The following is an 18,639-nucleotide window of genomic DNA, read 5'->3' as shown; positions in this document are numbered from 1 at the left end:
ATCCCGGCGAACGAATCGAATGCCGGCCCCCTTGGACTTGCTGTGGGGAAATCAGTTACCGGACAACGAATTTCGTCAATGGTAACAAATCACGGGAGAGGTACTTCCGGCACCCCACCCGAGCCACCTCAGACGTCCGCCTCCACCGACCCGCGATCGTCGCCGGCACGGTCGGCCGTCACGAAGTAACCGACGGCGTACAGCACGATCGACGAGAAGAGCACCACCAGCTGTGCCGACTGGTTCCAGATCGCCGGAACCGCCGAGCTCTCCAACAGGATCACGCCGATGACGGACGGAGCGATCCAGGCGATGAGACCCCACCCCAGCCTCGGCAGACGCTCGTCGTCGACCCGCGGCCCGAAGGCGCGGTCCCGGGCGTTGAGCGCGAAGTGGGTGAGCACGACGCCGACCCAGCCCACGACGAACACGCCCTGCCAGTTCAACGCGGTCTGCACGTAGCTGAACACGTCGGTCAGCATGAGCAGGAAGACCACTGCTGCCACCGCGACCACCCACACCGCGTGCGGCAGACGGATCTTGGTGTAGGAAGTCAGGATTCGTTCGAAGTTCGTGGTCGACTGGTAGTAGTTCAGGGTATTGACGCGGGTCTGCGAGATGACGATGAACAGCAGGCCGAAGAGTCCGGCGCTCGCCAGAACCGCCTGCACGACGCCGATCTCGGAGGCGGGCTCGTTCGGCAGCGCCACCTGCACCAGGAAGATGCCGGCCACGCCGTTGATGATGAACAGCACCGCGTAGAACACCCAGCCGAAGGTGACGTTCTCGTGGAACCGTTCGTCCTCCTTCTTCGCGAACCGCGCGAAGTCCACGGTGGTCGGCATGGTGATGAGGATGCCCAGGTACAAGACCACACCCAGCAGCCAACCGGGCAGGGCACGTCCCTCGTCGGGCACGATGCCCTCGAAGCCGGTCCATGAGCCGGCGTCGAATTTCACTGCGGCAGCGACGATCACCACGATCAGGCCGACGAAGTAGAACGGAAGCAGGATCCCGTTGAGCCTGGCCATCCAGTCCTGGACACGTCCCAGCATCAGCGGGAGCATGCCGATCACCACGACCGCGTACCAGATCCGGACATCGCCGGCGTCGAAGTACACCTGGAACGCCACCGCGAGCGTGCTGCTCTCGAAGATCGCGTAGTAGACCACGGTCGCCGCCACCAGCAGCGCGGTCAGCGAGGCTCCCCACCGTCCGAAGATCGCCTTGGTCAACATGGTGGTGTTGAGGCCGTAGCGGATGCCCAGGCGGGTCATGACGATGCTCACCGCGCCGTAGAGGACCGTCGACACCACGACCGCGATGATCGCGTTGACCGTTCCGTAGAGGCTGGCCGCGAGCGCCCCGTAGAAGAGCCACACCATCGCCGACAGGAGCGACCAGTACGACATCGTGACCTGCCAACGGCCCAGGCGCATCGACTCGGGCACCGCCACGGCACTGAAGTTGGCGTCCGCCCCCTCCTGACCAGGATGTTCGGTGGGGGGACTTGCCGGCAGAGCTGGCATTGAGGACCTCCGTTTTGAATACAGTTCTGAATACAGTGAGCAACAGTGTGGAGGACCAAGTCGCCCGCTTGTGGTTCATTCATGTAACGGTTGCGTTACACCTCACACCAGATGCGCCACTTGGATTGCCGCACAATGCCCGCCGCCCCCGTCGAGCCCCTGCGGTCCGGTTGTCATCGGATCCTTTTTGATAGTTTGGGGACAATGTTGGATACAACCGGTGTGGATCACAGGAGAGGTGGTTCGGTGACCAAGAGTCCGAAAACACGGTCCGGAACCACGGTCGATGAGCTCTGCACCGCACTTCGGGATCGCATCGTGTCCGGCAAATACTTTCCCGGACAACGCATGTCGCAGGAACAGCTGGCCGCCGAGTTCAACGTGAGCCGCACCCCGCTCCGTGAGGCGTTCCAGCGCCTCGAGGCCGACGGCCTCGTGGTCTCGATGGCCAACCGGGGCGTGCACGTCGCACCGATCGTCAACTCGGAGACCGAACAGAGCTACGCCCTGCGCATCCTGGTCGAGCCGCCGACCGTCGCCGCGCTGGTCGAGCAGCTGACCGACGACGAGATCGACCAGATGAGGGACGCGCTGGGCGAGATGCGCAGGCACCGCGTCCACAACAAGAAGTTCCAGGACGCGCACCAGGCCTACCACGACGTCATCCGAGCCAAGTACCCGAAATCCTTCGCGGACCTGTCGCACAACCTCTACACGATGATCTACCGGCACCAGAACGTGTATCTCTCGCATCAGCGGACGCCGGAGGACTTCATCGAACTCGATCAGGACCTGCTCGACGCGATCGTCGAGGGCCGGGCGGCATCGGCGCGGCGCATCCTGGAGTTCCATCTCATCGACGCGGCGCTCGGTCTCGTCCTCGACGCCGACCCCGACCATCAGTTCGATTCCCTGCTGGTCACGCTCCGCGGCCGCGACATCGTCATCGAACACGACGAAGACGGCCGCATCCCGCGCCCGGCGCGCATCTACTGGCTCGATCACGACGAGGTCCTGCCGGCGCGGACCACGTCGAACCTGATCCTCACCTACGCACCCAGATGAGCCTGTGTGGTCCCCGGCCGCGCCGGGGACCACACAGGCTCGGTCCATCTCAGGGCGCGAGCAGCGCACCCGCGCGCGGGACGACCGGGTCGAGGCCCAGCCGGTTGAGGATCCGCCACGTGGTGGCCGCGGACGCGGTGAGGACCGGGATGTCGAACTGCTGCTGCACGGTGTCGAGCACCGGCAGCGACGGCATCTGCACGCATGCGCTGAGCACCAACGCATCTGCACCGCTGGTGTCGACCTTCTTGACGTGCTCGAGCAGGTTCTGCGGGTCGAGCCGCCCGACCGCGAGGTTGTCCGGGACCTCCAGGCTCAGCGAGTCCACGACGGTGAAGCCCTCGTGCTCGATGTAGTTGCAGACCGTCTCGGTCAGCGGCTTCATGTAGGGGGTTACCACGGCGATCTTCTTGACCCCGAGGTGCGTCAGCGCCTCGGTCAGCGCACCGGCCGAGGAGAGAACCGGGATGTCCTCGCCGCTCTCCTCCTTGGCCACCTTGGCCAGCTTGGGCTCGGAGGTGGCGTGGTAGCGCAGACCCTGCGACATGATCGCGACCAGGCAGGCGTAGGCCATCACGTCCACGCGCGCGTCGGCGAGCTCGGCCGCACACCGCAGCGAGTCGTTGTCCATCGCGGTCAGCTCTTCGGGCGTCACCTTCTGCATGCGCATCCGCGAGGAGTGGAAGGTGAATCGCTCGGGCCGGATCTCTTCGCGGGCGCGAAGCATGGCCGGGATCTCCGTCTCCATCGTGGTGTTGGAGCTCGGAACGATCATTCCGATGCGGTAGTTGTTCGTCATAATGCCTGCCTAACAAAAACTTTCGTTATGGACCGACCCCCGTCGGGTCGGCATGGACTGTGCTTGTCCGGCCCTCAGCCGACCCGCAGGTGCGTGGTCTCCAGGTTCCGGACGACGTCTGTCGGCCGGTGGCGCCAGGAGATCTGGGCGCGACGCCCGGCCCCCAGCTCGTCCAGGCCGGAGAGCTCGATGGTCTGTCCCTCGACCGCGATCGGCAGCGTGCAGAAGCGGTGTCGCGGATCCTGGGTCACGATCACGCCCAACGCGGTGTCGAGCAGATGGAAGGTGAGGACGTCACGGGCGGTGACGGCGTCCCCGGCCTCGACCGCCTCGAGGAACTTCGTGTCGGTGACCGTCATGTCGGAGACCGCGACCGCACGTGAAAAGTACAGCCGCTGGTGCCGGTCGATCTGCGTCAGCTGCGATTCGATCATCGACTGGAATCCCGGCGGGCACCTCTTCAGGATCACCCGGTGAAATTCCCAGTGCGCCAATTGGAACTCCCGGGAGCTCTGGTCGTTGGCGCGCATGTCCGCCAGCGCCCGTCGCATCTGGTCGACATCGCAACCGTCGACCCGCCCGAGCACCGCCGACACCACCGCCGGCTCGACCAGCAGCCGCAATGCGTATGACGACTCGAGGTCGAACAGGTCGATCGGCGCGACCACCACCCCGCGGTTCGCCTGGCTCACCACGAGGCCTTCGGCCTCCAGCCGTTGCAGCGCCTCACGGAGCGGCGTGCGCGAGAGATCGAGCTCACGGGCCAGTTGCACCTGCGAGAACGCATGTCCCGGTTCATACGAACCGGAGACGATGCGTTCCCGCAGGGCCTGGTACGCGGTCTCGACGGCGCTACCCCGAGCGCCCACCGACGTCACGCATCCTCGGACCCCAGTCGAGTCGCGATCAGGTGGGTGAAGAATTCCGGGGTCTGCTCGGCCAGCACCTCCAGCATCATCGGATCGAGGAGGATGGTCGCCTCGGTGCGGGGCACGTACAGCTGCAGACGAGCGCCGTTGCGGGTGTGGACCTTTCGGAACCGCACCCCGGTGAACTCGTTGCCGATGCCGTCCCAGGGCTCCGCCCGCTGGATGCCGGTCGGCAGTTCGTCCGGACCTGAGAACTGACCTGCGGTGTCTTCTTCGCTCATGCCTTCACTCCTGTCGTCCGGCTCGTCACCGAGATGATCTTCGGCTCCGAACCATAGATCGCAGCGCCGCGGACCCCGCGGAGCACCGAGAGTTTCGCACGGGCGGCGTCGACGGCGTCGAGGTCCAGGGCGACGACCTCGACCGCCGCCGGGCTCTCCCCGAGGTCGGCCATGACCTCGCCCCACGGGGAGACGGCGAGGGCATGGCCGTAGGTCGGGAACGCGTCGGTGTGATCCGGCGACGGCGACCGCACGGTGGCCGGTGCGACGACGTACGCCAGGTTCTCGATCGCACGGGCCCGAAGCAGCGTGTGCCAGTGTGCTTCACCGGTCGACTGCACGAACGCGGCCGGCACCAGCAGCACCTCGGCTCCGGCGAGCGCCAGCGCCCGGAACATCTCCGGGAAGCGCACGTCGTAGCAGATCGACAGGCCGACCCGGACACCGTCGATGTCCAGGAGGGCCAGGTGCGATCCCGGCTTCTCCACCGACGACGCCTCGAAGGACTGGCCGCCGATGTTGGCGTCGAACAGGTGGAGCTTGTCGTATCGACCCGCGACGGTCCCGTCGGAGTCGATGACGACCGCGGAGTTCACGACGCCGTCGGCGGTCTGGTTCTTCATCCCGCCGACGATCACCGAGACCCCGCGTCGTGCGGCCACCTCGGACAGGGCCCGGATCGCGGGTCCGTCCTCGGTGAAAGCCGCCGCACGCATCTCGACGTTCGTCCCCAGCATGAGGCCGTTCTCGGGGAGAACGACCAGCGCTGCGCCGTTGTCGGCCGCCTGCTCGGTCAACGAGACGGCGACCGCAAGGTTCGCGTCGACATCGGTCGTCGCGTGCCATTGGGTGAGGCCGACCTTGAGGGTCCGTCCCGTCGTCTCCGTCATGACGAGACGCCCGCCGCTCGATTCGCGGCCGCTGCCTTCTCGGCCGCCGCGTCGAGATCCATGTTGACCACGGTCCAGCCGCCGCCGGATGCCTCCATCGGCTCGTAGCTGTAGACGTCGCCGAAGACACCCGGGCCGGTGACGCCGAGCATGATCATCCAGTTCATGATCTCGTACTGGCCGTGCGCGAGAAGCGGATACGGCTCGAGCGAGCACATGTCCAGACCGCGGCCGGTGGACAGCAGCTTCAGCAGGTAGGTGTCGAACTCGACGTCGACGCCGCCGAAGTGACCGGGATCGAGCCAGTGCGACAGGCCACCGGTGGCCAGGACCGCGACCTTGAGGCCCGAGTTCTCGATCGCGCTGCGCAGCGCCACACCGAACTCGCGCGCGTTGAACGGCGAGAACGAGCGGGCCGGCTGGGTGATGATCGGAATGACCGGCAGGTCGGGCCGCGGAAGCAGCAGCCGCAGCGGGACGATGAGGCCGTGGTCGAGCTCGACCTTCGGGGCCTCCTCCACCTCGAGCCCGTGCGCGCGAACGGCTTTCACGAGTTCGCCGGCGAACTCCGGGTGGCCCTTGAGCTGCAGGTCCAGATCGGGTCGCTTGAAGAACTCCATCGAACCGATGTGCTCGTCACCGACGCCGAGGACGAAGTGCCCGGTCTGGAAGCTCTGGAAGTGGCAGTCCGCCGACACCAGGATGACGTCGGGGTCCGCCGCCGCGATGTCGCGCGCCAGCTTCTCGTAGCCGGCCAGCAGGCGCTCGACGGCCTCCGGCGGGTCGATCTCGGGGCGTGCCAGCAGGTCCGGAACGTGCGAGCAGCCGCCGGCGAAGACCAGGTTGCGCGGCAGGTCCGGCGTCGGGACCGGGATGCTGTCGTCGACGATGAAGCCGCCGCTGCTCGTCGAGTCGCCGAGGTCGTCGTTGAACCAGCGGCTCACCAGGATGGTGACACCGTCGTTGAGGCCGATGGCGCGCAGCCGGTCACGGTTGCCCGAGACGATGGTCTGCGCCCACTCGGCGTCGATGCCCAGCAGTTCGGGCGCCCGCTCGGGGGCCGACTTCACGGCCTCGAGGAGCTCGACGTCCTTGGCCATCTCGAGGATGGCGCGCTCGATCGCGCCCTTGTCGATGCTCATTCGCTGACCAGCTTTCCGTCACGGACGACGGCGACGCCGTCGATCTCGACCGTGCAGTTGCGCATCGGGACGTCGAGGTGCGCGGGGGTCTCGCGGTTGGCGAAGCGGTTCGAACCGGTCGACCACATGAAGTTGCCCGCGGTGGAACGCAGTTCCTGGCCGTAGAGGCTGCGCGGGTCGTAGACGTCGAACGCCGACCAGCGGGCGCGCTCCAGCAGGCCCCAGCCCATGTGGCTCAGTGCCCAGACCTCGCTGTCGTTCCAGGCCTCGAAGTAGTCGCGCAGCACGTGGGCGTCGGCGCCGTCACCCTTGATCTCCTGGATGAAGCCCTTCTCGACCTCGATGGTGACGGTGTCGCGGACGTAACGCTGCCACGGGATGAGGGCGTCGCCGGGCTGCAGGACGATGCGGCCCTCGGCGGTGCGGTCGTTGGGGAAGCAGGCGACGAAGCCCGACGGCCAGTGATCCCAGCGGCCCGGCTCGTCGACGTAGCCCCACTGGTGGGTGATCGGCAGGTTCTCGCCGGAGATGTCGGCGGTCAGGTCGGTGCCGGCCGCGCTGGTCACGTGCAGGGTGCTGCCGTTGCGCAGCTTGTCGCCGCCGGCCTCCACCTGCTCGCGCAGCTCGACGTTGCCGGCGAGACGCTCGAGGACGTCGTTCGGCTCGGCGACGAACAGCATGCGCTTGCCGTTGCCGGTGATGCGGGTACGCACGTCGGAGTGGATCAGGCCACCGACGGTGACGTCGATGACGATGTCGCACTCGCCGGCCGCGGCGAGCAGTGCCGGGACCTCACGGCCGTCGGCCTCGTACGGCGGGAGGTTCGGGTTGGACAGGCTCGACGCGTGCAGGACGAGGGCGCTGGCGCCGAGCTGACGGGCGGCGGCCACGGCGGCGGCGACGTACTCCTCCTTCTGTCCGAGCTCGGCGATGATGCCGACGGTCTCGGATGCGTTCACCTTGCACAGCTTGAACTGTTCGACGAAGTTCTCGGTCAACGTCTTCGGCATGTCACATTCCTTTGTTTCGATAGATGGTCAAATGTTCGGTACTGCAAACGGATTCGATTGCGTCAGTGCGCCGCGCGGACCGCTCCCCCGTCGACGGGCACCGAGTTGCCGGTCATGAACGACGCCCGCGGCGAGACGACGAACGCGATGGTGTCGGCGATCTCGGCGGCCTCGGCCCAGCGGCCGAGCGGGATGTCCTTGACGACCTTCTCGATCTCCTGCTCGACGGTGGTGCCGTTGGCGGCCGACTTGGCCTCGACGATGTTCTTCATGCGGTCGGTGCCGGTGGCGCCGGGCATCACCTGGTTGACCCGCACCCCGAACGGCGCGAGTTCGGTGGCCAGCGATTTCATCAGCGCCGACGCAGCCGAGCGGTAGGAGGCCGACAGGACGCCACCGGGTGCCGGCTGGCGGACCCAGGTCGACGAGATCAGCACGATCGCGCCCGACTTCTGTTCCCGCATACGCCGTCCGGCATCCAGCGCGAGCTGCACGACCGGGCGCAGGAGCTGATCGTGCGCCGCCGCCCAGTCGTCCCAGGTCGTCTCGAGCACCGGCTTGATCTTGGGACCGGGGGTGTTCAGGACGACTACGTCGAGGCTGCCGTACTGCTCCACGATCTCGTCGACGATGCCCTCGGTCGCGCCGTTCTCGGACAGATCCGCCTGCCACGGGATGATCTGGCCGGTCTCGAACTTCTCCGGCTCGCCCCCGCTACGCGAGAGGGCGATGACCGTCATCCCCTCGGTGGCCAGACGCTCGGCGGTGGCCCGACCGATGCCCCGCGAGGCAGCCGTGACGAGCGCGACCCCGTTGTCCAAACCCAAATACACCGATGTCTCCTTCGTTGATGTTCGCGCACTGTTGCCGGTCGGCGGATGCCGACGACCGGTCAGCCGATCTCGCGGATCGCCTGCTCGGCGCAGAGCGAGATCGCCCGTCGCGCTTTGTCTTCGTCGCCGGCCGGGACCGTTCCGTCTCCCTCGGTGGAGGCGTAGCCCCACTCGTCGGAGCGGAACACCGACGGGCAGAGGTCGAAACAGGTTCCGTAGCCGTCACATTTGGTTGCGTCGACCGCTACTCGCATCACCGGTCTCCCTTCTCGGCGCCTTCGCGGCGGGTCAGTTCCAGGGCCGCACTGCGGGCCAGTGCGGAGGCTCCGTCGATGAAGCTGCAGGCGCCGCGTCCGCTGAGCGTCGAGCCCCAGCGTGTGAGCTTCTCGACGGCGTCGGGTCCGGCCACCCCGCGGCTGATCTGGCGCAGCGTGCGGGCGATGGCACCGGTACCGCTGACGCAGACACCGCACTGCTTGGCCGACTCCATCTGGTACCAGGCGGCGATCTCGGTGGCCGTCTCGACGATGTCGTCCTCGGGACCGAGCACGGTCACCGCGGCGCAGCCGAGCCCGCCGCCGGCCGACGCGAACGCGTCGTAACAGCTCGGCAGCGTGACCGCCGAGGCGTCGAGGATGCCGCCGAACCAGCCACCGACCAGCAGGCCGGTGACGGCGTCGACCGATCCTCCTGCGGCGGTGATGAGGTCGGCGACCGGGCGGCCCAGTTCCATCTCGTAGACACCCGGACGCTCGCAGGCGCCGGTGACGGTGAACAGCGCCGTGCCCTTGGCGGTTTCGCTACCGGCCTCGGCGAACGCGGCACCGCCGTGGATGCGAATCCAGGCGGCGTGAGCGAGGCTCTCGACGTTGTTGATCAGCGTCGGGAGCCCGCGGACACCGGCCTCGAACGGACGCGGCGGCTTGCTGGTGGGCAGCGCCGGACCCCCGTTGATCGCCTGGCAGATCGCCGATTCCTCACCGGCGACGTAGCTCATGCTGGTGCGGAAGACCCGCAGGGTGAGCCCCTCGGGAACCAGTCCCGCGTTCTGCAGGTCCGCGATCGCGGCCTCGACCAAGGAAGCCGAATCCTGGTGCGACACACAGACAATGGCCTCGGAGGCACCGACGGTGGCGGCCGCGATCAGCAGGCCGTCGAGAACCAGGTGCGGGCGGCGGGTGAGCAGCCAGCGGTCCTTCGACGACGCCGGTTCGCCCTCGTGGCCGTTGGCGACCACCACGCACTCGCCGGTCGCCGCGGCCACGGTGCTCCACTTGCGGAAGACCGGGAAGCCGGCGCCGCCGCGACCGCGCAGCCCGGAGATCTCCAGCTCGTGCAGCATCGCCTCGGGCTCGATCGGCCCGGCGAACGCGCCGAGGGCGCGCTCGTCCTGAAGTCCCCACCCGTCCTGCTCCACTCCCGGCACAACCAGGCGCGCCGGCGAAGCACCGACGACGACGGCAGGCGGAATGATGTCGGCGGCGCGGTACAGCACCGGCCGTTGCATTGTTGTCATCCCACGCTCCTGACCATGTGAATTGCTTCCTGCACGTCAATGACGTCGCCGTACTTCGCGTCGATGTCCAGCAGTGAGGCGTTGTGCGGGGCCGCTTCGCGGTCCCCGACGCACTCGCGCACCACGAACGCCGGGAAATCGGCGGCGCATGCGTCCACCGCGGTCGCACGAACGCATCCGGATGTCGTCGCGCCCGTGATGATCACGCTGTCGACGCCCATCTCCCGCAGCTTCTCGGCGAGACCGGTGTGGGCGAACGCCGAGGCGGTCTGCTTGACGACGAGGTGTTCGTCGTCGCGCATGCCCAGCCGCGAGTCGATCTCCACCGGGCGCGTTCCCTCGCGCAGCTCCTTCATCGCCGGCATCTTCTGCAACCAGGTGCCGCCGATGCCGTCACCGTCGACCGGGAAGGCGATTGTGGTGAAGACGACCGGAACGCCGGATTCCCGTGCGGCCGCGAGTAATTCGTTGGTTGCCTCGACCACCGCGTCGAGATCGCAGCCGGGGCCGTACTGCGGCTCGGTGAAACCGAACTGCAGGTCGACGACCACGACCGCGGGCGCCTTGCCCGGGGTCAACCGGCCGAGCAGGCCGCCGCGCCGGTAGCGCTCACGCAACTGGGTCTCGGCGTCGGCCGACGCCACCTCGGCGCTCAAAACGACAGCTCCGGCCACTCACCCGGCTGTGCCCGCATCATGTCGGCATAGAAGCTGTACATGTTGCGCTGCACGCCCTCCTCGTACCGGGTCCAGAACACCTTGCCGGGTCCGGGCCAGTCGTCGACCTCTTCGGCGATGCCGATGCCGGGCATGCCCATCTGGTAGTTCAGGTCGAAGTCGAGGAGTTCGGCGGCCACCGAGCCGCCGTTCTTCGCCACGGTCAGCCACGGCTCGGTGTCGTCCATCTCGAAGGAGCCGCCCAGCGAGAACGTGCCCAGGCCGGCGCGGTAGGTGCGGTCCTTCTGCTCGTCGGTCATGTTCTTGTAACCGATGAAGTAGTTCCAGATCTCGATCTGGCCGGGGCCCTTGGGCTGCCAGGTGCGGATGGTCAGCACGCCGGTCGGCGGGTAGTTCGCGCCGTCCTCGGTCATCGGCAGGGCGAGGATCGAGAAGTTCGGGAACACGTTGCCCACGAACACACGCGAGCGGCGCGCGACCTCGAGCTGCTCGGCGCTGATACCGGAGCCGCGGAACGTGGCGGCGAGATCCTCGGGGAAGCCGAAGAAATTGGGGCCCGGCTCGTCGGCGTACTCGGCCATCGAGAACGACAGCGAGTGACCCGGCGCGGCCTGGATGTGGTAGCCCATCATGTTCTCGCTGAACGGAACCGGGAACGCGCCGATGCTCCACACCGACTTGTGCAGGGTGCCCAGGTGGTAGTCGTCACCGGAGAAGTTGTCGGCGCCGGACTTCCAGTTGGCGTCGACGACGAAGCGCTGCGGCTTGCCCAGCACCTCGACGCCGTCCTTGTCCAGGCCGAAGACCAGGTCGAGGTACCACGCCATGCCGCCGAGGTACTCGCGCAGCGGCGGTGCGGTCGGGTCGAGGGTGGCGAAGATCAGGCCGTGGAACGACTCGACCTTGGCGGCCTTGGCGAGCCCGTTCTCCGACTTCTTCATGTTGCCGAAGGCGTTCTTCCACAGCGGTGCGCCGACGAGGTCACCGTTGGAGGAGAAGGTCCAGCCGTGGTACGGGCAGCGGAAGTGCGAGGAGTTGCCGGAGTCCGAGCGGCACAGCTGCACGCCGCGGTGCCGGCAGGCGTCGAAGAGGACGTGGATCTCGCCCTGCTCGTCACGGGTGACGATGAAGTTGTCCTCGCCGATCTTGCGGAGGACGTAGTCGCCGTTGGCGGCGATCTCCGACTCGTGGGCCATGTAGACCCAACAACGGCCGAAGACCTTGCGCAGCTCGGCCTGGTAGACCTCGGGGTTGCCGAAGATCGAGGCCGGGATGCGACCCTCGGGGAGACCGGTCTCGATCTCGTCCATCAAATCCTTCACCCGCGGCGGCAGCGCGGACTGGGCTGGTGTGGGGTTCATCAGAGTGCTCCTGGGCTGGGAGAGCTGGGACGGTGCGGTTCAGAAGAACAGCGAGAGGTTGTGGGTACCGATGACGGTGAGGTCGAGGTAGACCACTCGCTTGAGGAGTCGCAGGCGACCGTCCTCGCGGCGGAGGACGTCGTCACGCTCGCCGGACAGCATCTGCGGTTTCGTCTGATCCTGGCGCGTGCGGTAGATCAGGATGTTGCTCTTCACGCGCAGCAGGTCGTCGCCGTCTTCGTGCTCACGGGTACGGATGTTGGTGACGAAGTGACGCACGCGCGACGGCGGGTCCTCGGCCCACGCGTACTTCGTCTCACCGCGAGCGACCCGCGACTCGAGCGAGCCGAGCGTCTCGTTCAGATGGAACGTCGTCGTGCTGAACCCCTTGCCGCGGGCGCGAGTGACGGTCTCGCGGACGGGAACCTGATAGACGATGTCGGGGCTGACCATCGTGGTGAGCCACTCGCGCTCGTTGTAGTCGTCCAGGAGCTCGCATTCGAGCATCATGAAATCGACCACCTCGACGTGACGCGGGTCCGCGCTGGACAGCGGCGGCACCGAACGTGCCGGCGAATCTTCCACCCGGAGACCTCCTCGTAACTGAATACAATTTTGGATGCATGCAGAGTCTGCATACAGTTCGCCTCCACCGCAAGCGCGGGGGCGGTTCCGTAACACGGCTGTCACATTTGGGCCCCCACGGCCACGATTCCGCAGGCAGGGTTGCGCCGAGGTTGCACCGGGCGCCGACCCGTTCCGACGACACGACGACGCGCGTCACGAATTTTCGCGTTTGACTTGCGCAGCCCGTCGTTTGCCCGCATGCTAACTGTATCCAAACCTACATACAGTTTTGTTAGGTCAGCCAAAGTCCGGTCGTCCCAACAATTCTCGACCGATTCCCACCCAGTCGTGCTCTCAACCAGCCCAAACGAAACCGTCACACACGCGAGGGACCAACCATGAAACCGCCTCCGTTCGACTATGTCGCCCCTTCTTCGATCGAAGAAGTCCTCGACCTGCTGAGTGATGCGCAGGACGGCGCCTCACTGCTGGCGGGCGGCCAGAGTCTGATGCCGCTGCTCAACATGCGATTCGCGCGGCCCGAACTGATCATCGACATCAACCGGGTCGCCGGACTCGACGGCGTCGCCGTCTCCGCCGACAAGGTGTCGGTGGGCGCCACCGTGCGCCTGGCCACGCTCGAGCATCATCCCGAGATCGCCTCGGCGCTACCGATTCTCGCGTCGGCGGCCTCCTTCGTCGCCCACCCGCAGATCCGTGCCCGCACCACCATCGGCGGCACGCTCAGCCACGCGGACCCGTCCGCGGAGCTGCCCACCGTCGCCGTCGCGCTGAACGCGACGATCAACCTCCGGTCCAAGACCGGGTCCCGGTCGGTGTCGGCGGAGGAGTTCTTCGAGTCGACCTTCACCACCACCAAGGAGCCCGACGAACTGCTGGTCAGCGTGGACTTCCCGCGCGAGCCCGGCATGGTCTTCGTCTACGACGAGATCTCCCGCCGTCAGGGTGACTTCCCGTTCGCCGGCCTGTGCCTGGGCGTCGCGGTGCGCGACGGCGTCGTGACGAATGCCCGGGCCGCGGCCGCCGGCGTCTCGGAGATCCCGCAGCGCCTGCCCGCGCTCGAGAACAGCCTCGTCGGCCGCAGCATCGCCGAGGCCACCGAGGAGGCGGCCAACGCCGCCGCCGCCGAGGTGAACCCGCCCACCGACATCCACGGCACCGCCGCCTACCGGCGAGGACTCCTCCGGTCCCTCGTCCGCCGCAACCTGTCCGCGCTCGACCAGGAGCAGAAATGACCGAACCGACCAAGACGATCACGTTCACACTGAACGGATCCGAGTGCACCAGGACAGTTCCGGTCCGCACTCTGCTGAGCGACTTCCTTCGCCATGACGAGGACCTGACCGGCACCCACGTGGGGTGCGAGCAGGGCGTCTGCGGCGCCTGCACCATCCTCGTCGACGGGACCCCGGTTCGCTCGTGCCTGATGCTGGCCGTGCAGGCCGACGGCGCGACGGTCGAGACCGTCGAGTCGCTCGCCTGCGACGGCGAACTGTCGTGCTTCCAGAAGGCCATGAAGGAAGAGCACGGGCTGCAGTGCGGTTTCTGCACCCCCGGCATCCTGATGAGCGTGACCGCCGCCCAGCGCGCCGGCCGCAGCGTCGAGGACACCGAGACCGAGGTCCTCGGCGGACATGTCTGCCGCTGCACCGGGTACACCGGCATCCGCGCGGCCATCCGCAAGACCTGGACGGAGACCGCCGAATGAGCGCCACCGAGAACACGCAGAACACCTCGCTGATCGGCGCGCCGGTGCCGCGCGTCCAGGACGACCGCATGCTGCGCGGCGACGGCTGGTACGTCGACGACATCAAGGCCACCGACGCGCTGCACGCCGCCGTGCTCCGCAGCCCGATTGCCGCAGGCCGGATCACCGGCTTCGACGCCACCGACGCGGCGGCCGAGCCGTCCGTGCGGCTGGTACTCGGCCCCGACGAGCTCGAGGCCGGACTCGACACCCTGCCCGCGCCGTGGCTCATCCCCGGCCAGCAGGAGGTCGACTTCGTCCTCTTCGATCGCCAGATCCGTTACGTCGGACAGCCTCTGGCCATCGTCGTGGCCGAGAGCCGCGCCGCCGCCGAGGACGCGCTGGAGCTCATCGAGCTGGACTTCGAGGAGACCGACGCCGTCGTCTCCATCGAGGAGGCCCGTGCCGAGGGCGCCCCGCTGGTGCACCCCGAACTCGGCTCCAACCAGGTCGGCCAGATCCACTTCGGTGATCCCGTCGACGCCCTGGAGCAGGCCTTCGCCGAGGCGCACACGGTCATCGACCGCGTGTTCACCATCCCGCGCATCAGCCACAACTCGATGGAGCCCCGCGGCATCATCGCCGAGTGGGTGCCCGCCACCGGCCAGATGACGATCCACTCCAGCACCCAGGTGCCGCACATGGTGCGTCAGGACGTGGCCAAGGCGCTGCGCCTGCGCGCCGACCAGGTGCGCGTGGTCGCCCCCGACGTGGGTGGCGCGTTCGGCCTCAAGACACTGCTGTTCCCCGACGAGGCGTTCGTGTGCCTGGCCGCCAAGACGCTGGGCGCCAAGGTCAAGTGGATCGAGGACCGCTCGGAGGCGCTGGTCGCCAGCTACCAGGGCCGTGGCCAGCTCGACCGTGCCCGCCTGGCCCTCGACGCCGACGGCAAGTTCCTGGCCCTGCACATCGACCTGCACGGCGACGTGGGCGCCTACTCGTGCACCGCCACCGGCGGCACCGGCCCCTTCCAGGTGTCGGGCCTGATGGCCGAGGGCCCGTACAAGTACGCCGCCGCCGCCGGCGCAACCGTGACCGCCTGGTACACCAATGCCGTCCCCACGGGCGCGTACCGCGGCTACGGCATGCAGGAGGCCACCTACGTGCGTGAGCGCCTGGTGGACGAGGCCGCCCGCGTCATGGGCATCGACCCGGTGGAGCTGCGTCGCCGCAACATGATCACCGAGTCGGAACTGCCGTTCGTGACCCGACTGCAGATGCCGTACGACTCCGGCGACTACCCGGAGTCCCTGGAGCGCGCGGTCGCGCTGGCCGAGGGCAAGAACACCACCTCGACCGACCGGGTGCGTCGCGGCATCGGCTACTCGTCGTTCACCGAGATCACCGGCTTCGCCCCCACCGCGCTCACCGAGATCTACGGAATCCACTGGAGCACCTGGGATTCCAGCAAGATCCGGATCAACGAGGACGGCTCGGTCACGGTGTTCTCCGGCCTGACGTCCATCGGCCAGGGCGTGGAGACCGCCTTCGCGCAGCTCGCCGCCGAGGTTCTCGGCGTCCCGCTGGAGAAGGTCTCGGTCCAGCTCGGCGACACCGCGGTGTCCCCGTTCGCGAACATGGCCTCGCAGGCCAGCCGCGCGCTGACCATCGGCGGCCCGGCGCTGGTCGACGCCGCCACCCGTCTGCGTGAGCGCATGCAGGTCCTCGCCGCGAACACGCTCAAGACCGAACCGGACAACGTCGTCTTCGACGGCGAGGTCTTCTCCACCAAGGACGGTTCGGCCACCGCCACCTGGCAGCAGGTCGCCCACCGCGGCTGGATGGGCTGGGGCCGCGGCGACAGCGACAAGATCGCCCTCGAGGAGCTCGGCGAATACGATCCGCCGAGCATCACCTACGGCTACGCCACGCACGCGGCGCAGGTCGCGGTGGACCTCGACACCGGCAAGGTCGACGTCGAGGCCTACTGGCTGGTCCACGACGCCGGTGTGCTGGTCAACCCGATGGTCGTGGAGGGCCAGATCGCCGGCGGTGTCGCCATGGGCTTCGGCACCGCCCTGCTCGAGGAGGTCGTCTACTCCGACGCCGGTCAGCCGCTGACCACCACCTACCTCGACTACCTGCTCCCGGCCTCCGAGGATGTCCCCGACATCGAGATGGAGCACACGGTCCACCCGAGCACCATCACCCCGGGCGGCTTCAAGGGCGTCGGTGAATCCGGAACCATCCCGGCGCCGGCCGCCATCGCCAATGCCGTGGCCAATGCGGTCCCGGAGATCGCCGAGAACCTGGTCTCGCTGCCCATGTCCCCGTCGCGGGTGTGGTCGCTGCTGGACAAGGCCGGCCTGGCCCGTTAATCACATCAACTCTCTACTAGCAAGGCAGACAACATGATTCTCGAACACACTTTCTCGGTTCCGGCCGGAATCGACGAGGCGTGGGCATTCCTCAACGACCCCGAGCGGGTGGCGCCCTGCATGCCCGGCGCCACGCTGGATTCCTTCGAGGGCGATGACATCGCCGGTCGGGTGAAGGTCAAGGTCGGCGCCATCCAGATGAGCTACAAGATGAAGGGCCGCTTCGTCGAGCGCGACGCCGAGAAGCACCGCCTGGTCATCGAGGGCGCGGGCAAGGAGAACCGCGGCGCGGGCACGGTCAACGCGACCGTCACCCTCACCCTCACCGAGAACGGTTCGCAGACCGACGCTCTCGTGGAGACCGATCTGGCGATCACCGGCCGCCCGGCCCAGTTCGGCCGCGGCGCGCTGGAGGACATCGGCGGCAAGATCGTCGGCCAGTTCGCCAAGAACCTCGCCACCCAGTTCGACGAACCGGCCCCGGCCGCCGAGGAGAAGCCGGCCACCGCCGCCGCGGCCCCGGCCGCGGCGGCCCCGGCTGCGGCGAAGACCGCGGCCAAGCCGGTCGAGAACGAGCCGCTGGACCTCGTCAGCGTGCTGAGCCCCGACCGCGACAAGATCGTCAAGATCGCCGCCGCGGTGCTGGTGACGCTGGGACTCGGTTTCCTCCTCGGTCGTGTGACCAAGCGCGGATAGGGGATTCGGCCATGATGCGCGACGTGGTGGAGACGATCGCCCGGTGGCATGACGCAGGCATCGACTGCGCTGTCGCCACGATCATCGCTTCTCGGGGATCGATCCCGCTCCCCGTCGGCAGCATCATGGCCTTTTCGCGTGACGGCGCAGTCGCCGGGAGCATTTCCGGCGGCTGCGTCGAATCCGACCTCTTCCACGAGGCCATGTCCGTCCTCGACACCCGGGTGCCGACCATCCGCACCTACGCCGTCGACGACGACGCCGGCGCCATCGGACTGATGTGCGGCGGCTCGATGACCGTTCTGGTCCACCCGGCCGGTCCCGCCGACCTGCCGGGACTCGCTGCGGTGTCCGGCCCCCTGCCCGACAGCGTCCCGGTGTCGGTGGCGACCATCATCTCCGACGGCGAGTTGCAGGGCCGCACGATCGTCACCGTCGGCGACCAGGTGGCCGGCACCTGCGGCAATCCCCTCCTCGACGCCGAGGTGATCAAGCAGTCCCGCCGCCACCTCGAGGCGGCCTCGGCGGTGACCGTCGACATGGGCGTCACCGGCAACTGCCTCGAATCCGATGTGCGCGTGCTGTTCTCGTCGACTGCACGTCCCCCGCACCTGATCGTGTTCGGCGCGGTCGATTTCGCACACGCCCTCATCCGGTCGGCCAAGACCCTCGGCTACCGCGTCACCCTCTGCGACGCCCGGCCCGTGTTCGCCACCGCGGAACGGTTCCCCGAGGCCGACGAGGTGGTCACCATGTGGCCGCACAAATTCCTGGAGACGCAGCAGATCTCGGCGTCGACGTTCATCTGCGTGCTCACCCATGACCCCAAGTTCGACGTGCCGGCGCTGACGGTCGCGCTGCGGTCGGGGGCCGGGTATGTCGGCGCGATGGGCAGCCGCCGCACCCACCACGACCGCCTCGGCCGGTTGCGCGACGCCGGACTCACCGACGCCGAGCTCGCCGGCCTGTCCTCCCCCATCGGCCTCGACCTCGGTGCGGTGACCCCGGAGGAGACCGCGATCTCGATCCTCGGTGAGATCATCGCCGCCCGCCGCGGCGGCACCGGACGTCCCCTCGGCCAGGTCGACGGCCCGATCCACCGGTCGACCCCGGCGACCACCGAGGCGCCCGCGCTCACTGCGAGCTGAGACACCGTCCGCTCCCCGCCGACGGGAGCGTCTCCGGCTTACTCCTTGCGGCTGCACGTGGTCGTCATCGGTGCGCCGTGGGATCGAACTCTGCTCCGGAATCACGTTGTGCCCGACTGCTTTCGACTGTGGAACCTGCGGCGTCGGATCGTCGTGCGGTCATGCCGTGC

At 67.8% G+C, this 18,639-nt stretch carries 19 protein-coding genes; 6 read left to right on the top strand and 13 right to left on the bottom strand.

Annotated features, from left to right (window positions below):
* Positions 1-128: 128 nt before the first annotated feature.
* Positions 129-1,457: a purine-cytosine permease family protein gene (locus ABFT43_RS03805; protein ID WP_347959036.1), complete on the bottom strand. Its 1,329-nt coding sequence runs from the start codon at positions 1,455-1,457 to the stop codon at positions 129-131.
* A 318-nt stretch (positions 1,458-1,775) separates the two neighbouring features.
* On the opposite strand from ABFT43_RS03805, the gene ABFT43_RS03800 reads away from it, so the two are divergent.
* Positions 1,776-2,594, top strand: coding sequence for a GntR family transcriptional regulator (locus tag ABFT43_RS03800; RefSeq protein WP_347959035.1), 819 nt, complete (start codon positions 1,776-1,778; stop codon positions 2,592-2,594).
* A 49-nt stretch (positions 2,595-2,643) separates the two neighbouring features.
* Here the strand turns inward: ABFT43_RS03800 and ABFT43_RS03795 are convergent, their stop codons facing one another.
* From ABFT43_RS03795 to ABFT43_RS03740, 12 genes are all read right to left on the bottom strand, one after another.
* Positions 2,644-3,393, bottom strand: a complete 750-nt coding sequence (locus ABFT43_RS03795; protein ID WP_347959034.1) for a maleate cis-trans isomerase family protein — start codon at positions 3,391-3,393, stop codon at positions 2,644-2,646.
* Positions 3,394-3,467: 74 nt separating this feature from the next.
* Positions 3,468-4,262, bottom strand: a complete 795-nt coding sequence (locus ABFT43_RS03790) for a GntR family transcriptional regulator (protein ID WP_347959033.1) — start codon at positions 4,260-4,262, stop codon at positions 3,468-3,470.
* 5 nt (positions 4,263-4,267) lie between these two features.
* Entirely contained in the window at positions 4,268-4,543 is a 276-nt protein-coding gene (locus ABFT43_RS03785; protein WP_347959032.1) for a hypothetical protein, read from the bottom strand.
* Positions 4,540-5,433: a carbon-nitrogen hydrolase family protein gene (locus ABFT43_RS03780; protein WP_347959031.1), complete on the bottom strand. Its 894-nt coding sequence runs from the start codon at positions 5,431-5,433 to the stop codon at positions 4,540-4,542. Before ABFT43_RS03780 ends, ABFT43_RS03785 begins: the two co-directional genes overlap by 4 nt.
* Positions 5,430-6,575, bottom strand: a complete 1,146-nt coding sequence (locus ABFT43_RS03775) for a DODA-type extradiol aromatic ring-opening family dioxygenase (protein WP_347959030.1) — start codon at positions 6,573-6,575, stop codon at positions 5,430-5,432. The genes ABFT43_RS03780 and ABFT43_RS03775 overlap by 4 nt, the downstream gene beginning before the upstream one ends.
* Positions 6,572-7,585, bottom strand: coding sequence for a hypothetical protein (locus ABFT43_RS03770; protein ID WP_109238362.1), 1,014 nt, complete (start codon positions 7,583-7,585; stop codon positions 6,572-6,574). The genes ABFT43_RS03775 and ABFT43_RS03770 overlap by 4 nt, the downstream gene beginning before the upstream one ends.
* 62 nt (positions 7,586-7,647) lie before the next feature.
* A complete protein-coding gene (locus ABFT43_RS03765; RefSeq protein WP_347959029.1) occupies positions 7,648-8,418 on the bottom strand; it encodes an SDR family oxidoreductase in 771 nt (256 codons plus the stop codon).
* 59 nt (positions 8,419-8,477) lie between these two features.
* Entirely contained in the window at positions 8,478-8,672 is a 195-nt protein-coding gene (locus ABFT43_RS03760; protein ID WP_347959028.1) for a ferredoxin, read from the bottom strand.
* Positions 8,672-9,934 (bottom strand): NADH-ubiquinone oxidoreductase-F iron-sulfur binding region domain-containing protein, encoded by a 1,263-nt coding sequence (locus tag ABFT43_RS03755; RefSeq protein ID WP_347959027.1) that lies wholly within the window; start codon positions 9,932-9,934, stop codon positions 8,672-8,674. The genes ABFT43_RS03760 and ABFT43_RS03755 overlap by 1 nt, the downstream gene beginning before the upstream one ends.
* On the bottom strand, positions 9,931-10,590 hold the full coding sequence (locus tag ABFT43_RS03750) for an isochorismatase family protein (protein ID WP_347959026.1): 660 nt from the start codon (positions 10,588-10,590) through the stop codon (positions 9,931-9,933). Before ABFT43_RS03750 ends, ABFT43_RS03755 begins: the two co-directional genes overlap by 4 nt.
* A complete protein-coding gene (locus tag ABFT43_RS03745; RefSeq protein WP_347959025.1) occupies positions 10,587-11,972 on the bottom strand; it encodes an aromatic ring-hydroxylating oxygenase subunit alpha in 1,386 nt (461 codons plus the stop codon). The genes ABFT43_RS03750 and ABFT43_RS03745 overlap by 4 nt, the downstream gene beginning before the upstream one ends.
* A gap of 39 nt (positions 11,973-12,011) precedes the next feature.
* The gene (locus tag ABFT43_RS03740) at positions 12,012-12,557 is read right to left on the bottom strand and encodes an aromatic-ring-hydroxylating dioxygenase subunit beta (RefSeq protein ID WP_347959024.1); all 546 of its coding nucleotides are present in this window, start codon (positions 12,555-12,557) and stop codon (positions 12,012-12,014) included.
* Positions 12,558-12,937: 380 nt separating this feature from the next.
* Here ABFT43_RS03740 and ABFT43_RS03735 point away from each other — a divergent pair, with 380 nt between their 5' ends.
* The 5 genes from ABFT43_RS03735 to ABFT43_RS03715 are packed head-to-tail and all read left to right on the top strand — an operon-like array spanning position 12,938 to position 18,469.
* The gene (locus tag ABFT43_RS03735; RefSeq protein ID WP_347959023.1) at positions 12,938-13,795 is read left to right on the top strand and encodes an FAD binding domain-containing protein; all 858 of its coding nucleotides are present in this window, start codon (positions 12,938-12,940) and stop codon (positions 13,793-13,795) included.
* A complete protein-coding gene (locus ABFT43_RS03730; protein WP_347959022.1) occupies positions 13,792-14,268 on the top strand; it encodes a (2Fe-2S)-binding protein in 477 nt (158 codons plus the stop codon). The genes ABFT43_RS03735 and ABFT43_RS03730 overlap by 4 nt, the downstream gene beginning before the upstream one ends.
* Complete coding sequence (locus tag ABFT43_RS03725; RefSeq protein ID WP_347959021.1) at positions 14,265-16,625, top strand: xanthine dehydrogenase family protein molybdopterin-binding subunit; 2,361 nt, start codon at positions 14,265-14,267, stop codon at positions 16,623-16,625. Before ABFT43_RS03730 ends, ABFT43_RS03725 begins: the two co-directional genes overlap by 4 nt.
* 33 nt (positions 16,626-16,658) lie before the next feature.
* Positions 16,659-17,321, top strand: coding sequence for an SRPBCC family protein (locus ABFT43_RS03720; RefSeq protein ID WP_347959020.1), 663 nt, complete (start codon positions 16,659-16,661; stop codon positions 17,319-17,321).
* 11 nt (positions 17,322-17,332) lie between these two features.
* Positions 17,333-18,469, top strand: a complete 1,137-nt coding sequence (locus ABFT43_RS03715; protein WP_457590091.1) for an XdhC family protein — start codon at positions 17,333-17,335, stop codon at positions 18,467-18,469.
* Positions 18,470-18,639 lie beyond the last annotated feature (170 nt).

The sequence above is a fragment of the Gordonia aurantiaca genome, assembly GCF_039939235.1.
Taxonomy (GTDB): Bacteria; Actinomycetota; Actinomycetes; order Mycobacteriales; family Mycobacteriaceae; genus Gordonia.
The sequence above is the reverse complement of the archived record's forward strand: the minus strand, read 5'-3'. Positions and strand labels throughout refer to the sequence as shown.

Bases quoted from the DNA above. Each gene is read 5' to 3' on its own strand.
- ABFT43_RS03735 (WP_347959023.1), top strand. From the start codon at position 12,938: ATGAAACCGCCTCCGTTCGACTATGTCGCCCCTTCTTCGATCGAAGAA.
- ABFT43_RS03760 (WP_347959028.1), bottom strand. From the start codon at position 8,672: ATGCGAGTAGCGGTCGACGCAACCAAATGTGACGGCTACGGAACCTGT.
- ABFT43_RS03755 (WP_347959027.1), bottom strand. From the start codon at position 9,934: ATGACAACAATGCAACGGCCGGTGCTGTACCGCGCCGCCGACATCATT.
- ABFT43_RS03780 (WP_347959031.1), bottom strand. From the start codon at position 5,433: ATGACGGAGACGACGGGACGGACCCTCAAGGTCGGCCTCACCCAATGG.
- ABFT43_RS03725 (WP_347959021.1), top strand. From the start codon at position 14,265: ATGAGCGCCACCGAGAACACGCAGAACACCTCGCTGATCGGCGCGCCG.
- ABFT43_RS03720 (WP_347959020.1), top strand. From the start codon at position 16,659: ATGATTCTCGAACACACTTTCTCGGTTCCGGCCGGAATCGACGAGGCG.
- ABFT43_RS03770 (WP_109238362.1), bottom strand. From the start codon at position 7,585: ATGCCGAAGACGTTGACCGAGAACTTCGTCGAACAGTTCAAGCTGTGC.
- ABFT43_RS03715 (WP_457590091.1), top strand. From the start codon at position 17,333: ATGATGCGCGACGTGGTGGAGACGATCGCCCGGTGGCATGACGCAGGC.
- ABFT43_RS03795 (WP_347959034.1), bottom strand. From the start codon at position 3,393: ATGACGAACAACTACCGCATCGGAATGATCGTTCCGAGCTCCAACACC.
- ABFT43_RS03745 (WP_347959025.1), bottom strand. From the start codon at position 11,972: ATGAACCCCACACCAGCCCAGTCCGCGCTGCCGCCGCGGGTGAAGGAT.
- ABFT43_RS03785 (WP_347959032.1), bottom strand. From the start codon at position 4,543: ATGAGCGAAGAAGACACCGCAGGTCAGTTCTCAGGTCCGGACGAACTG.
- ABFT43_RS03730 (WP_347959022.1), top strand. From the start codon at position 13,792: ATGACCGAACCGACCAAGACGATCACGTTCACACTGAACGGATCCGAG.
- ABFT43_RS03775 (WP_347959030.1), bottom strand. From the start codon at position 6,575: ATGAGCATCGACAAGGGCGCGATCGAGCGCGCCATCCTCGAGATGGCC.